11 protein-coding genes are annotated in these 15,448 nt (G+C 62.4%); 6 read left to right on the forward strand and 5 right to left on the reverse strand.

Annotation, left to right across the window (positions count from 1 at the left end; translation table 11 throughout):
- Positions 1–842 (reverse strand): beta-lactamase (locus LQ215_RS27715; RefSeq protein WP_230153471.1); only part of this gene is annotated, 842 nt, incomplete at its 3' end.
- Positions 843–991: 149 nt separating this feature from the next.
- On the opposite strand from LQ215_RS27715, the gene LQ215_RS27720 reads away from it, so the two are divergent.
- Together LQ215_RS27720 and LQ215_RS27725 are read left to right on the forward strand one after the other, a co-directional pair.
- Positions 992–1,870 (forward strand): Dyp-type peroxidase, encoded by an 879-nt coding sequence (locus LQ215_RS27720; RefSeq protein ID WP_230153472.1) that lies wholly within the window; start codon positions 992–994, stop codon positions 1,868–1,870.
- A gap of 78 nt (positions 1,871–1,948) precedes the next feature.
- Positions 1,949–2,695, forward strand: a complete 747-nt coding sequence (locus LQ215_RS27725) for an SDR family oxidoreductase (RefSeq protein WP_230153473.1) — start codon at positions 1,949–1,951, stop codon at positions 2,693–2,695.
- Between the two features lie 144 nt (positions 2,696–2,839).
- On the opposite strand, the gene mapR is transcribed toward LQ215_RS27725, so the two are convergent.
- The 3 genes from mapR to LQ215_RS27740 form a co-directional block, all read right to left on the reverse strand.
- Positions 2,840–4,249, reverse strand: a complete 1,410-nt coding sequence (gene mapR / locus LQ215_RS27730; RefSeq protein WP_230153474.1) for a GntR family transcriptional regulator MpaR — start codon at positions 4,247–4,249, stop codon at positions 2,840–2,842.
- 140 nt (positions 4,250–4,389) lie between these two features.
- Complete coding sequence (ccoG, locus tag LQ215_RS27735) at positions 4,390–5,802, reverse strand: cytochrome c oxidase accessory protein CcoG (protein ID WP_230153475.1); 1,413 nt, start codon at positions 5,800–5,802, stop codon at positions 4,390–4,392.
- A 352-nt stretch (positions 5,803–6,154) separates the two neighbouring features.
- Positions 6,155–6,391 (reverse strand): DUF3203 family protein, encoded by a 237-nt coding sequence (locus LQ215_RS27740; protein WP_230153476.1) that lies wholly within the window; start codon positions 6,389–6,391, stop codon positions 6,155–6,157.
- A 135-nt stretch (positions 6,392–6,526) separates the two neighbouring features.
- Between LQ215_RS27740 and LQ215_RS27745 the strand changes: the two genes are divergently transcribed.
- A complete protein-coding gene (locus LQ215_RS27745; protein ID WP_230153477.1) occupies positions 6,527–7,030 on the forward strand; it encodes an MgtC/SapB family protein in 504 nt (167 codons plus the stop codon).
- A gap of 121 nt (positions 7,031–7,151) precedes the next feature.
- Here the strand turns inward: LQ215_RS27745 and LQ215_RS27750 are convergent, their stop codons facing one another.
- Positions 7,152–7,316, reverse strand: a complete 165-nt coding sequence (locus tag LQ215_RS27750; RefSeq protein ID WP_230153478.1) for a hypothetical protein — start codon at positions 7,314–7,316, stop codon at positions 7,152–7,154.
- 210 nt (positions 7,317–7,526) lie between these two features.
- Here LQ215_RS27750 and LQ215_RS27755 point away from each other — a divergent pair, with 210 nt between their 5' ends.
- The 3 genes from LQ215_RS27755 (at position 7,527) to glgB (ending at position 15,248) form a co-directional block, all read left to right on the forward strand.
- Complete coding sequence (locus LQ215_RS27755) at positions 7,527–9,524, forward strand: alpha-1,4-glucan--maltose-1-phosphate maltosyltransferase (RefSeq protein ID WP_230153479.1); 1,998 nt, start codon at positions 7,527–7,529, stop codon at positions 9,522–9,524.
- 133 nt (positions 9,525–9,657) lie between these two features.
- Positions 9,658–13,002: a maltose alpha-D-glucosyltransferase gene (treS, locus tag LQ215_RS27760; protein WP_230153480.1), complete on the forward strand. Its 3,345-nt coding sequence runs from the start codon at positions 9,658–9,660 to the stop codon at positions 13,000–13,002.
- 11 nt (positions 13,003–13,013) lie between these two features.
- Positions 13,014–15,248 (forward strand): 1,4-alpha-glucan branching protein GlgB, encoded by a 2,235-nt coding sequence (gene glgB / locus LQ215_RS27765; RefSeq protein ID WP_230153481.1) that lies wholly within the window; start codon positions 13,014–13,016, stop codon positions 15,246–15,248.
- Positions 15,249–15,448 lie beyond the last annotated feature (200 nt).

The following is a 15,448-nucleotide window of genomic DNA, read 5'->3' on the forward strand; positions in this document are numbered from 1 at the left end:
ACCCTGTATAAACCTGTTTGCGTCGCAGCGATCGCTTGCTTCAGATCCGCGGCCAGTGTTTCAGCTCGCAAGTTGGCCTCAAGAAAGCGAATCAGGTCCGATGAGCTGGTTTTGACCCCGTAAGCCTCGGAATCCAAGGCTCCCGGTCCGACCCGCACGGGCTTGCCGTCTTTTGCATAGCCTTGGGCGTATCGGCCCACCTGATCCTGCGGCACCTGCACATAGCTGTGTTTGAGGCCCAGCCCTGGCATCAGCGTGCGCTCCATCACCTCGTCGAACGGCCGCCCCAGGCTGCGGGCCGCCAGATAGCCGAACAGGCCGATGCTCGGGTTTGAATAGAGCCGCTGGGTGCCGGCCGGGTAGAGCGGCTTCCAGGTCGTGTAATAACTGAACATGCGGTCGGGATGGTCCGCCTCGGCGGGAAACTGCAACGGCAGGCCACCGGCGGTATAGGTGGCGAGGTTGAGCAGGCTGATGCCCCCCAACGCGCTGTCACGCAGCTCGGGGGCGAAGCGACTGGCCGGGTCCGCCAGGGACAGCTTGCCCTGGGCCTGGGCATAGGCGCCGAGGGTGGCGGTGAAGGTCTTGCTGACCGAGCCGATTTCGAAGAGGGTCTGGTCGGTGACCGGTTTTTTCGTGTCCTTGGCGGCGACGCCATAATTGAAAAACAGACGTTGGCCGTTATGCGTAATCGCTACCGCCATACCCGCGATGTCCTGTTGTTTCATCAAGGGTTGGATGACGGCATTGACCGTGTCTTCAATGCGTTCCTGGGCAAAAGCTGTGGGCGTCCCGCACACCAGGAAAAAAGTCCCGGCGAGTATCGATCTGGCAATGTGCATGGTGCAGCGCTCTCGTTGGCCTTCCTTGAGGGATGGTCAATCTAGGGGGTTTTTGGCTGCCCGACAATCCGACGCGAGCGGACCTCAAGCCAAACCACACAAAGCGGCAGCCGCCGGGTAAACTCGCGGCTCTTTCTAGAGGAGTTCACATGAGTTACTACCAGCCCGGCATTCTCGCCACCCCTGTTCCGCCTCAGGCCCGTCATTTGTTTTTTGCCCTGGAATCGGTCGAGGCATTGCCGGCTGCGCTAGACAAACTCCTGTTGCTGGTCGATGGGCGGGCCGTGGTCGGCTTGGGTGAGTCACTGGTCCAGGCGCTGGGCGCCCAGATCGAAGGCCTGCGCGCCTTTCCTGCGTTGGCCGGCGTGGGCGTGGACAACCCCTCGACCCAGCACGCGCTGTGGTGCTGGCTGCACGGCGAAGATCGCGGCGAGCTGATGCACCGCAGTCGCGCCATCGAGGCGGCGCTGGCCCCGGCGCTGCGCCTGGTGCAGATGAACGAAACCTTCCGTCATATGACCGGCCATGACCTGACCGGCTACGAAGACGGCACCGAAAACCCTCACGACGAAGCGGCCATCGCCGCCGCATTGGCCCAGGGCGCCGATGGGGTGCGTGGTGGCAGCTTCGCCGCGATCCAGCAATGGCAGCACGACCTGGATGGCTTCGCGGCGATGCAACCCCATGAGCGCGACAACATCATGGGCCGTCGCCTGAGCGACAACGAAGAACTCGACGACGCGCCGGCATCGGCCCACGTCAAGCGCACTGCCCAGGAAAGCTTCGCCCCAGAGGCGTTTGTGGTGCGTCGTTCCATGCCGTGGATCGAAGGCGACCGTGCAGGGCTGATGTTCCTGGCGTTCGGTTTCTCCCTCGATGCCTTCGAGGCGCAACTGCGCCGCATGAGTGGCCTGGAAGACGGCATCACCGATGGCCTGTATCGCATGAGCCGGCCAGTCACCGGCGGCTATTACTGGTGCCCGCCGCTGTTGGACGGACGCCTGGATCTACGCGCCCTGGCCCGGTAAGCGCAGCGGTTTGTGCAAAGCGTGACGTGAACGCTATTCTTGGGCCGGACGTCTATCCGTGGAATGGGGGAAGCAAACGTGGATAAAGTCATCGTCATTACCGGTGGCGGCCGCGGAATCGGGGCGGCCACGGCGCTGTTGGCGGCCGAGCTGGGTTATCGGATCTGCATCAATTACCAGTCCGACGAAAGTGCCGCTCAGGAGGTGCTCGAACAGGTCCGGGCCAAGGGCGCGCAGGCGATTGCCGTGCGGGCCGACGTGAGCATCGAAGACGAAGTGATCGGCCTGTTCAACCGGGTGGATGCCGAGCTGGGCCGTGTCACCGCCCTGGTAAACAACGCCGGCACGGTCGCCCACAAGTCCCGGCTCGATGAAATGTCGGAATTTCGCATCCTCAAGATCATGAAGACCAACGTGCTGGGGCCGATTCTTTGCGCCAAGCACGCGGTGCTGCGCATGTCGCCCAGGCACGGCGGGCAGGGCGGCAGCATCGTCAACGTCTCGTCGGTGGCCGCGCGCTTGGGCGCCCCGGGAGAATACGTCGATTACGCGGCCTCCAAGGGCGCGCTGGACACCTTCACCATCGGCCTGTCCAAGGAAGTGGCCGGCGAAGGCATTCGCGTCAACGCGGTGCGCCCCGGCTACATCTACACCGATTTCCATGCCCTGAGCGGCGACCCTGATCGGGTCAGCAAGCTGGAATCAGCGATCCCCATGGCCCGGGGCGGTCGCCCGGATGAAGTGGCTGAAGCGATTATCTGGCTGTTGTCAGACAAGGCTTCGTATGCGACCGGGACGTTTGTGGATTTGGGGGGCGGGCGCTGAGTCTTGGGGTGTCTTTTCTGGCGCCATCGCGAGCAAGCTCGCTCCCACAGATTGATAGGCGGTGAGTCAAATATCTTGGATACACAGCAGATCCAATGTGGGAGCGAGCTTGCTCGCGATGGTGGTCTGACGGACAACCCGATATCAGAACGAACGAATAATCCGCCCCAACGTCTCCATGGCCTTTTCCGAGGCCTCGGTCCACGGGCTGCCGTAATTCAACCGGATGCAATTCCTGAAGCGCCGGGTCGGTGAAAAGATCGGTCCCGGCGCGATGCTGATGCCCTGGGCCAGGGCCATCTGGAACAATTTCAGCGAATCCATCTGCTCCGGCAGTTCCAGCCACAGGAAGTAGCCGCCCGCCGGCTGGCTGACCCGGGTCTGGGCGGGGAAATAGCGGGCGATGGCAGCGAGCATCGCGTTTTGCTGTTCTTCCAGGGCATAGCGCAGTTTGCGCAGGTGACGGTCGTAGCCGCCGTGTTGCAGGTAGTCGGCGATGGCGGCCTGGGCCGGCATCGAGGCGCACAACGAGGTCATGAGCTTGAGCCGTTCGATCTTCTGCGCGTAGCGCCCGGCGGCGACCCAGCCGATGCGATAACCCGGTGCCAGGCTCTTGGCGAACGAACCGCAATGCATCACCAAGCCTTCGGTGTCGAACGCCTTGGCGGGCTTGGGGGCCTGCTGGCCGTAATAGAGTTCGGCGTACACGTCGTCCTCGATCAGCGGCACCTGATGGCGGCGCAGCAACTCCACCAGCGCCTGTTTGCGCTCCTCGGGCATGGTCGCGCCCATGGGGTTCTGGAAGCTGGTCATGCACCAGCAGGCCTTGATCGGATGACGCTCCAGTGTCTGCGCCAGCACGTCCAGGTCGATGCCGTCGCGCGGGTGGACGGGAATTTCCACGGCCTTGAGCTTCAGGCGCTCCAACACTTGCAGGCTGGCGTAGAACGCCGGCGCTTCGATCGCCACCAGGTCGCCGGGCTCAGTCACGGCTTGCAGGCACAGGTTCAAGGCTTCCAGGGCACCGTTGGTGACCAGCAGTTCCTCCATGGGCAGCATCAACCCGCCGACCATGTAGCGCAGGGCGATCTGTCGCCGCAACTGTGGATTGCCCGGCGACATGTCCGTGACCACCATTCGCGGGTCCATGTCCCGTGATGCGCTGGACAGCGAACGGGACAGCCGTTGCAGCGGGAACAGCATCGGGCTGGGGAATGCCGAGCCGAACGGCACGGTGGCTGGGTCCTTGATCGAGTCGAGGACCGAAAATACCAGCTCACTGACGTCGACTTCGGTGGACTCGTGTACCTGGCTGCTGATCGCAGGCTCGGAAAACGGGCTCGGTGCATGGGTGTTGACGAAGTAGCCGGAACGCGGCCGGGCCCGGATCATGCCGCGTCGCTCCAGCAGGTAATAGGCCTGGAACACCGTGGACGGGCTGACACCGTAGGTCTGGCTGGCGTAGCGTACTGACGGCACGCGCTGGCCGGGCCCCAACACGCCCGAGCGGATCAGTTCGGCGATGTCGTCGGCAAATTTCTCGTAGCGTTTCATGGTGGGGCCCAGTGAACTTGTGAACTGACTGTGGGAGCGAGCTTGCTCGCGATAACGGTGGCACATCCAACATTGATGCAAACTGACCCACCGCTATCGCGAGCAAGCTCGCTCCCACAGGCGCCCGGCATCTTAAAGCTTCATCGGTTCATCGGTGCGACAAAACGGCTTTTGGCAACGCTGTAGATGCCCGGCTCGTCACGGTCGGCGACCTTGAAGGTCATTTCCTGGGAGCCTTTGCCGGGCCGTTCGCTGAGCATCGCCACCGACACCGGCACGTCGACGATTTCCCCCGGGGCCAGGCTCAGTTGGGTCTTGCCTTGCAGGATGAAGCCGTCGCCGTCCACCAGGGACAGGTGATAATCCTGACGCTGCTGGGTCTTGTTGATGATTTTCAGGCTGTAGATGTTTTCGATCTGGCCCGCGCTGTTTTCGCGGAACAAACCACGGTCCTTGCTGACGTCCAGCGACACCATGGGCCGCTGCATCAGCGCCACGACCAGCGCGCCGATCATCACCAGCAGCACGGCGGTATAGCCGATCAGCCGAGGTCGCAGCAGGTGAGTCTTGCCGCCCTGCAACTGATGTTCGGAGGTGTATTTGATCAGGCCACGGGCGTAGCCCATCTTGTCCATGATCGAGTCGCAGGCATCGATGCAGGCCGCGCAACCGATGCATTCCATCTGCAGGCCGTCGCGGATGTCGATGCCGGTGGGGCAGACCTGCACGCACATCTGGCAGTCGATGCAGTCGCCCAGGCCAATATTGGCCGGGTTTGCCTCGCGTTTGCGTGGGCCGCGGATTTCACCGCGGGCCGTGTCGTAGGAAATGGTCAGCGTGTCCTTGTCGAACATCACGCTCTGAAAGCGTGCATAGGGGCACATATGCATGCACACCGCTTCACGCAGCCAGCCGGCGTTGAGGTAGGTGGCTGCGGTAAAGAAGAGCACCCAGAACAAGCTCACACCGGCCATTTGCAGGGTCAACAGTTCCTCGGCCAAGGGGCGGATCGGCGTGAAATACCCCACGAACGTCAGGCCGGTGAGCAGGCTGATGGCCAGCCACAGCGTGTGCTTGGCGCTGCGGCGCAAGAGTTTATTGAGTCCCCAGGGCGCGGCCTGCAGTTTGATGCGCTGGTTGCGTTCGCCTTCGGTGATTTTCTCGCACCACATGAAGATCCAGGTCCAGGAACTCTGCGGGCAGGTGTAGCCGCACCACACGCGGCCGGCAAACACGGTGATCGCGAACAGGCCGAAGGCGGCGATGATCAGCAGCGCCGACAGCAGGATGAAATCCTGGGGCCAGAAGGTCGCGCCAAAGATGTGGAATTTGCTTTCAGAAAGGTCCCAGAGCACCGCTTGGCGACCACCCCAGTTCAACCACACTGTGCCGAAGAACAGCAGGAACAGAACCCCCGCACCGCTGATGCGCAAGGTGCGGAACAAACCGGTGAAGCTGCGGGTGTGGATCAGGTTGTCGGTGGTCCTGGCCTTTATCTTCGTTGGCGCAGGTTCGAACGTCTGTATCAACTGGACGGGGATTCTATCGCTCATGGTCGGTCGCTCATCAGCCTCTATCTGGCCGGCGCACTATGACCATGGAACTGTTTGCATAACAGACTCAGGTGTTTCGATAAAAACCGGATCAGATGCCGCGAAGCCCAGGCCCTGCGACACTTTGATGCACCCACGGATGGACGAACAACACCTTATGGCTGACGCACCTGCAGTTGGGCGAACAACACCTTGTGGCGAGGGAGCTTGCTCCCGCTGGGTTGCGAAGCGACCCTAAAGAATCTCGACGCGGTCGTCCTGATACACCGGTTGCGATGTGTTGGGGCTGCTTCGCAGCCCAGCGGGAGCAAGCTCCCTCGCCACAGGGGCTGCATTGCTCTGGCAGATAAGTTCAGATCGCCGAGTCGGGTTCGCTGGCCTTCAGGTGCTTGCGCCCGTCGATTGCGCCGGCCACGGTCAGTGCATCGGCCTCGGCCTCGGTGATGTAGACCCGGTCGCCATTGAGCTCCACGGCTGACATGGCCTTGTCCGAGTCGGTGATGATGGTCAGCTCGCTGGCGGGGCGCTGTTCGGTGCCGTTGGGGGTTTCGAAGTGGCAGGTTTGGTTGTCATCGATACGAACAGTCATGGTGTTGCTCCTTCAGGGGTTATGAACGTTAGGTCGCGCGGCCAAGCCAGGGTTCGTTGCGGCTGATCAGCGGTCAGGCGCACCTCTGGCGCCGCTTGCGGTCAATCGTTTATCGACTGAAAAAGAGGACCTTCCATGGACGCCTGGTGGCATGAAGTCTGGGTAACCCTGCAGGCGGAATTCGCCGACATCACCGATGCCCAGCAGATGACCCGGGTCACGGTGCGCCTGCTCATGGCCGCGCTGCTCGGCGGCATCCTGGGTTTCGAGCGCGAACACAAGGGCAAGGCTGCCGGCGTGCGAACCCACATGCTCGTGGCCTTGGGGGCGGCGTTGTTCGTCTTGGTGCCACAGATGTCCGGGTCCCAGGCCGACGCCATGAGCCGGGTGATACAAGGCGTGGTTGCCGGCATCGGTTTCCTCGGCGCCGGCACCATCCTGAAAAACACCGACGGCGACGAAGGTCACGTCAAGGGCCTGACCACCGCTGCGGGCCTCTGGATGACCGCCGCCATTGGCGTCGCCGCTGGGTTGGGCCGGGAAGCCACAGCGGTACTCAGCACGGTGCTGGCCCTGGCGATCTTCAGTGTGATGCCGGTGATTGTTCGGGCGCTGGAGAAGGACGACAAGCCATCCTGAATAAGACATGTGGGAGCGAGCTTGCTCGCGATGGCGGAGGATCAGCCAGCCACTATGCTGATTGACAGTCCGCTATCGCGAGCAAGCTCGCTCCCACAGGGATTAGCTCCAAATCATTGAATCAAACCCGCTCCGGCGGCGCCTCGCTCGGCGGGTCACCCAGCGGCGGTTGTGGGTCCAGTGGCGGGTCTTTCTCGGGAATCGGTTCCGGGTCAGGACCGGGCGGCGGCAAGTTGGGGTCATCGATGTTCGGATCGGGTGTTTCGGCCGGGATGGGAATATTCATCGGGACGGGTCTCCGTGACGCACATGGCTTGAGTCGTGCTTATTGTTGTTGACCACCTTGTACCGGCTTTGATCCCCCGGATGCATCGGGCAAATCCCTCTGAACTTTTAGTCGTTGCTTCGGTTCGGAGTTTAAGTGAGTTTTTTCAGGGACCCGTTGGGCCTTTACCGCCACAAGCGCGTCCATGGGGCGTAAAAGGAGCGATGCTCGATGACTGCCGAACACCCGACTGAACTGGCCTACAACCCGCATTTGCCGCTGTCTCAAGCCTTGCTGTTGCCGCGTATTGCTATTGAAAGCACCATGCCGGTGATTGACGGTGGACAATTTGCCGCCAAGGCCGTGGCTGGGCAGGACGTGACAGTGACCAGCAAGGTCTTCGCCGATGGCCACGACAAGCTGGCCGTGCGCATTCGCTGGCGTGCGCTGCAGGACGAAGTGTGGAACAGCGAGGTCATGAGTGACCTGGGCAACAACGGCTGGCGCGGCCAGTTCACCGTGCCGGAGCAAGGCCGTTATGTGTTTTGTATCGAGGCCTGGATCGATCAGTTCGCCAGTTTTCGCTATGAGCTGGAGAAGAAATTCGGTGCAGGGGTGCCGATCAGCCTGGAGCTGCAGGAAGGCCGCAATCAAGTGCAGATGGCCGTCGAGCGCAGCACCGGTGAACTGAGCGAGCAACTGGCGGCCTTGCATCATGAGCTTTCCGGCCTGTTGCCGACCGAGCAGGTGGCGCTGTTCCTGGCACCGCGCAGTGCCGATCTGATGTCCCTGGCCGATCATCGTCCGTACTTGAGCATCAGCCCCGAGTACCCGCTGGATGTGGAGCGCAAGCTGTCCGAGTTTGCCAGCTGGTATGAGCTGTTTCCCCGCTCGATCACCGACGATCCCCAGCGCCATGGCACGTTCAACGACGTGCACTCGCGCCTGGCGGTGATCCAGGACATGGGCTTCGACGTGCTGTACTTCCCGCCGATCCACCCCATCGGTCGCAGTTTCCGCAAAGGCCCGAACAATTCCCTCACCGCCGGTCCCGACGATCCGGGCAGCCCGTATGCCATCGGCGGCGAGGAGGGCGGGCACGAGGCCATTCACCCGCAATTGGGTAGCCGCGAGGACTTCCGGCGCCTGGTGGCGGCGGCCGCCGACCACGGCCTGGAGATCGCCCTGGACTTCGCGATCCAGTGTTCCCAAGACCATCCCTGGCTCAAGCAGCACCCAGGCTGGTTCAGCTGGCGGCCGGACGGCACGATCAAATATGCGGAAAACCCGCCGAAGAAATACCAGGACATCGTCAACGTTGATTTCTACGCGGCCGATGCGATTCCCAGCTTGTGGACGGAACTGCGGGACGTCGTGGTGGGCTGGGTCGAGGAAGGCGTGAAGATATTCCGCGTCGACAACCCGCACACCAAGCCGCTGCCGTTCTGGCAATGGCTGATCGCCGATGTCCGGGCCCAATACCCTGAAGTGATCTTCCTGGCTGAAGCGTTCACCACGCCGGCCATGATGGCGCGGCTGGGCAAGGTCGGTTACTCCCAGAGCTACACCTATTTCACCTGGCGCAACACCAAGGCGGAGCTGGCGACCTACTTAGCCGAGCTCAACGAATCGCCGTGGCGTGAATGCTACCGGCCGAATTTTTTCGTCAACACGCCAGACATCAACCCGGCCTTTCTCCATGAGTCGGGGCGCGCCGGGTTTTTGATCCGCGCCGCCCTGGCAACCATGGGCTCGGGCCTGTGGGGCATGTATTCGGGCTTCGAGTTGTGCGAATCGGCACCGGTACCGGGCAAGGAGGAATACCTCGATTCGGAGAAATACGAGATCCGTCCTCGCGACTTCACCGCGCCGGGCAACATCATTGCCGAGATCGCCCAGCTCAACCGCATCCGCCGGCAGAACCCGGCGTTGCATACCCACCTGGGCCTGAAGATCTACAACGCCTGGAACGACAACATTCTCTATTTCGGCAAGCGCACCGCCGACGGCAGCAATTTCATCCTGGTGGCGGTGAGCCTCGATCCGCACAACCCGCAGGAAGCCAGTTTCGAATTGCCGCTGTGGGAGATGGGCCTGCCCGACGACGCCCAGACCCAGGGCGAGGATCTGATGAACGGACATCGCTGGACCTGGTACGGCAAGTATCAGTTCATGCGGATTGACCCGGCGTACCAGCCGTTCGGGATTTGGCGGATCAGCGTGGCGTGATGCTGTGGGATTGAATGAGGGCTGTTGTGGCGAGGGGATTTATAAATCCCCTCGCCACAAAAAGCTCTCGTCGCATAACAAGACCTCACAAGCCTGTCTCCCGCGGCTTTATTGAATTCATCAGGAGTTGCAAATGGCGAAGAAACCCCGGTCTGCCACCTTCATCAAAGATCCGCTCTGGTACAAGGACGCGGTGATTTACCAGGTCCACGTAAAATCCTATTTCGACTCCAATAACGACGGGATCGGTGACTTTCCCGGCCTGATCGAAAAGCTCGACTACATCGCCGACTTGGGCGTCAACACCATCTGGCTGCTGCCATTTTATCCTTCGCCCCGGCGCGACGACGGTTATGACATTGCCGAATACCGTGGCGTCAGCCCCGACTACGGCACCATGGCCGATGCGCGGCGGTTCATTGCCGAAGCCCACAAGCGCAACCTGCGGGTGATCACCGAGCTGGTCATCAACCACACCTCGGACCAGCATCCCTGGTTCCAGCGCGCGCGCAAGGCCAAGCCAGGTTCGAAGGCGCGGGACTTCTACGTCTGGTCCGATGACGACCACAAGTACGACGGCACGCGGATCATTTTCCTCGACACCGAGAAGTCCAACTGGACCTGGGACCCGGTGGCGGGCCAGTACTTCTGGCACCGCTTCTACTCTCACCAGCCCGACCTCAACTTCGATAACCCGCAGGTCCTCAAGGCGGTGTTGTCGGTGATGCGCTACTGGCTGGACATGGGCATCGACGGCCTGCGCCTGGACGCCATCCCGTACCTGATCGAGCGCGACGGCACCAACAACGAAAACCTGCCCGAGACCCATGACGTCCTGAAGCTGATCCGCGCCGAGATCGACGCCAACTACCCCGACCGCATGTTGCTGGCCGAAGCCAACCAGTGGCCGGAAGACACCCAGTTGTACTTCGGTGATGTCGATGCCCAGGGGATGAACGGTGACGAATGCCACATGGCCTTCCACTTCCCGCTGATGCCGCGCATGTACATGGCGCTGGCCCAGGAAGATCGCTTCCCGATCACCGACATCCTGCGCCAGACCCCAGAGATCCCCGCCAATTGCCAGTGGGCGATTTTCCTGCGCAACCACGATGAGTTGACCCTGGAGATGGTCACCGACAAGGAGCGTGACTACCTGTGGAACTACTACGCCGCCGACCGTCGGGCGCGTATCAACCTGGGCATTCGTCGGCGCCTGGCGCCGTTGGTGGAACGCGACCGTCGTCGCGTCGAGCTGCTCAACAGCCTGCTGCTGTCGATGCCTGGCACGCCAACGCTGTACTACGGCGATGAAATCGGCATGGGCGACAACATCTACCTGGGCGACCGCGATGGCGTGCGTACGCCGATGCAGTGGTCCATCGACCGCAACGGCGGCTTCTCCCGCGCCGACCCGGCCAGCCTGGTGCTGCCGCCGATCATGGACCCGCAGTACGGCTACCAGTCGGTCAACGTCGAGACCCAGGCCGGCGACCCACACTCGCTGCTCAACTGGACGCGCCGCATGCTGACGGTGCGCAAGCAGTCCAAGGCCTTTGGTCGCGGCACCTTGAAGATGCTCTCGCCGAGCAACCGCCGGATCCTGGCCTATACCCGCGAATACACCGGGCCCGACGGCAAGCACGAAATCATCCTCTGCGTGGCCAACGTGTCCCGCAGCGCCCAGGCCGCCGAACTGGACCTGTCGACCTACGCCGGCATGGTCCCGGTGGAGATGCTCGGCGGCAATGCCTTTCCCCCCATCGGCCAGTTGAACTTCCTGCTGACCCTGGCGCCGTACGGCTTCTATTGGTTCGTCCTGGCAACCGAGAACCAGATGCCGAGCTGGCACGTGGAACCGGCCCAGAGCCTGCCGGATTTCACCACCCTGGTGCTGAAAAAACGCCTGGAAGAATTGCTCGAAGCGCCATCGCGCACCACGCTGGAGCAAACCATCCTGCCGAGCTGGCTGCAGAACCGGCGCTGGTTCGCCGGCAAGGACAGTGCGATCGAGAAGGTCGAGATTGTCTATGGCGTGCGCTTCGGCGATCCGCAGCACCCCGTGCTGCTCAGTGAAATCGATGTCACCAGTGGCGGCCAGACCCTGCGTTATCAGCTGCCGTTCGGTCTGCTCGCCGAAGACCAGGTCGGTGCGGCGTTGCCGCAGCAACTGGCGTTGTCGCGGGTACGTCGGGTGCGTCAGGTGGGCTTGATCACCGATGCCTTCAGCCTGGAAAGCTTCGTGCGCGCCGTGCTGCAAAGCATGCAGGCCGCCACGGTACTGCCGTGCACCGAAGGTGAGTTGCGCTTCGAACCCACCGAAGGCTTGGCCGCGCTGAACCTCGGGGATGAGCCAGAGGTGCGTTACCTGTCCGCCGAACAGTCCAACAGTTCGGTGGTGGTGGGCGGTAGCCTGGTGCTCAAGCTGATTCGCAAGGTCGCCTCGGGTGTGCACCCGGAACTGGAAATGAGCGCTTACCTGACCGCTGCCGGTTTCAGCAACATTTCACCGCTGCTGGGTTCGGTGGTTCGCCGCGACGCCCAGGGTGAGGATGCGCTGCTGATGATCGCCCAAGGCTACTTGAGCAATCAGGGCGACGCTTGGGAATGGACCCAGAACAACCTGGAACGCGCCCTGCGCGATGAGCTGGCGGACGCGGTGTCCGAGCAGGAGCAGCATTACAACGCCTTGGGCGAGTTGAAGGATTTTGCCGGCATGCTCGGCCAGCGCCTGGGGGAAATGCACCAGGTACTGGCCCAGGCCACCGACGATCCCGACTTCGAACCCCAGGCCACCAACGCCAAGGAAGCCCAGGCCATCGGCAAGGACGTCGCAGCCCAAGTGGAAAACGCCCTGCGCCTGCTCAAGCAGAACCAGGGCCAATTGAACCCCGCCGACCAAGCCATGGTCGCACGCTTGCTGGAACACAAGAAAACCGTCCTGGCCCATATCCAGGAACTGGCTGGCAAGGCCGCGGGTGGCTTGCGCATCCGCGTCCATGGCGACCTGCACCTGGGCCAAGTCCTGGTGATCAAGGGCGACGCCTACCTGATCGACTTCGAAGGTGAGCCGGCGCGGCCATTGCATGAACGGCGGGGCAAGCACAGCCCGTACAAGGACGTCAGCGGCGTATTGCGCTCCTTCGATTACGCGGCGGCCATGGCGATTCACTTGCACACTGTCGACAGCACGGCCGATGCCGATGCGGCGCGGCAACGGGTCGCCGAGCGTTATCTGAAAGAGGCTCGCCAGGCATTTGTCGAGGCATATCGGCTGGCGGCAGCTAGTCTTGCCCATGAGTGGAAGGATGCTGAAGGCGAAGACGCCGCGCTGGCGTTGTTCGGCCTGGAGAAGGCGGCCTATGAAGTGGCCTATGAAGCCGAGAATCGCCCCACCTGGCTGCCCGTGCCGTTGCACGGTCTGATCGGGTTGTTAAGTGGGCTGCAACCCTTTTCCGACGTAGCCGGACCGATTTAGTGGAGAGAATCATGAGTGTCTCGAACAAAGAACCCCAGGGGCAGGCCAAGGAGTCCTTGCTGCCGACGCCCCATGACATCGACGCGCTGGTGCGCGCCGAACACCACGACCCGTTTGCCATCCTCGGGCCGCATGGCGACGACGCCGGCGGCCAATTCATTCGCGCGTATCTGCCCGGTGCCCTGAGCGTGCATGTGCTGGCCCGCGATGGCGGCGAAGAACTGGGGGAACTGCAACCCACCGCAACCCCGGGGCTGTTCGTCGGCCATTTCGACCGTGCCCAGCCATACTTGCTGCGCACCCGTTGGGCCGGCGGCGAGCAGGTGTCCGAAGACCCCTACAGCTTCGGTCCGTTGCTGGGGGAGATGGACCTTTACCTGTTTGGCGAGGGCAATCACCGCGATCTCAGTTCCTGCCTCGGTGCGCAACTGACCACCGTCGATGGCATCGACGGCGTGCGGTTCGCGGTCTGGGCGCCGAACGCCCGGCGCGTTTCGGTGGTCGGGGATTTCAACGTCTGGGACGGGCGTCGGCATCCGATGCGCATTCGCTATCCGTCCGGCGTGTGGGAGATATTCATCCCCAGGCTGGGTCCCGGCGAAGGTTACAAGTATGAAATCCTCGGCGCCCACGGCATCCTGCCACTCAAGGCCGACCCGGTGGCCCTGGCCACGCAGATGCCGCCAGACACGGCTTCGAGAGTCGCCTCACCCCTGAAGATCGAGTGGCAGGACGACGAGTGGATGCAGCACCGTCGCGAGCGGCATCTCCCGGGTGCGCCGCTGTCGATCTACGAATTGCACGCCGGTTCCTGGCAATGCGAAATCGACGAGGCAGGGGAGGTGGCCCGGCAGTACAACTGGCATGAAATGGCCGAGCGGCTGATCCCGTATGTCCAGGACCTGGGCTTCACCCACATCGAGCTGATGCCGATCATGGAGCACCCGTTCGGTGGTTCCTGGGGCTATCAGCCGCTGTCGCAATTCGCGCCGACGGCACGCTTCGGCTCGCCGGACGATTTCGCAGCATTCGTCAACGCCTGCCACCAGGCCAATATCGGCGTCATCCTCGATTGGGTACCGGCGCATTTTCCCACCGACACCCATGGCCTGGCCCAGTTCGACGGCACTGCGCTGTACGAATACGGCAACCCGCTGGAAGGCTTCCACCAGGATTGGGACACGCTGATCTACAACCTGGGCCGCACTGAAGTGCACGGCTTCATGCTGGCGTCGGCGCTGCACTGGCTCAAGCATTTCCACGTCGATGGCCTGCGGGTGGATGCCGTGGCCTCGATGTTGTACCGCGACTATTCGCGCAAGGCCGGCGAGTGGGTGCCCAACCGCCACGGCGGACGGGAAAACCTCGAAGCCATCGATTTCCTGCGGCACCTCAATGATGTGGTGGCGCTGGAAACCCCCGGTGCGCTGGTCATCGCTGAAGAATCCACGGCGTGGCCGGGCGTCAGCCAGAGCACCCAGCAGGGCGGCCTGGGGTTCGCCTACAAGTGGAACATGGGCTGGATGCACGATTCGCTGCACTACATCCAGCAAGACCCGGTGTACCGCGCCCATCACCATAACGAACTGAGCTTCGGCCTGGTGTATGCCTGGTCCGAGCGCTTCGTCCTGCCGATCTCCCATGACGAAGTGGTTCATGGCAAACGCTCGCTGATCGACAAGATGCCCGGTGACCGCTGGCAGAAATTCGCCAACCTGAGGGCCTACCTCAGCTTCATGTGGGGCCATCCCGGCAAGAAGCTGTTGTTCATGGGGTGTGAGTTCGGCCAATGGCGCGAGTGGAACCACGACCAGCAGTTGGATTGGTACCTGCTGCAATACCCTGAGCACCGTGGCGTGCAGAAACTGGTGAGCGATCTCAACCGGTTGTATCGCGAAGAACCGGCGCTGCACGACCAGGATGATGCGCCCCAGGGTTTCCAGTGGTTGATTGGCGACGATGCGCTCAATAGCGTCTACGCCTGGTTGCGCTGGAGCAAGGAGGGTCGGCCGGTGCTGGTGGTCGCCAACTTTACCCCGGTGCCGCGCGAGGCCTACCGGGTCGGCGTGCCGTTCGGCGGGCGCTGGGTCGAATTGCTCAACAGCGATGCTGACACCTACGCCGGTTCCAACTATGGCAATGGCGGTGGTGCCTCCACCGAAGCAGTGCCCAGCCATGGCCAGGCCCTGTCGCTGGAACTCAACTTGCCGCCGTTGGCGGTATTGATCCTGCGGCCGGAGGGTTAGGTCTGGATGCCAGAAGCTGAGCGGTTAGCTGGCGGCTGGTTAGGTGATGTTTGAAGGAGATGATGACTGTGGCGAGGGAGCTTGCTCCCGCTCGGTTGCGCAGCGACCGCCGGAAGGGGGCTGCTACGCAGCCCAGCGGGAGCAAGCTCCCTCGCCACAGGTGTTTGCGGGGCTCAGAAAATCAAAGGCCACCCTAATTC

It is taken from the genome of Pseudomonas brassicacearum, assembly GCF_918698105.1.
Classification (GTDB): Bacteria; Pseudomonadota; Gammaproteobacteria; order Pseudomonadales; family Pseudomonadaceae; genus Aquipseudomonas; species Aquipseudomonas brassicacearum_F.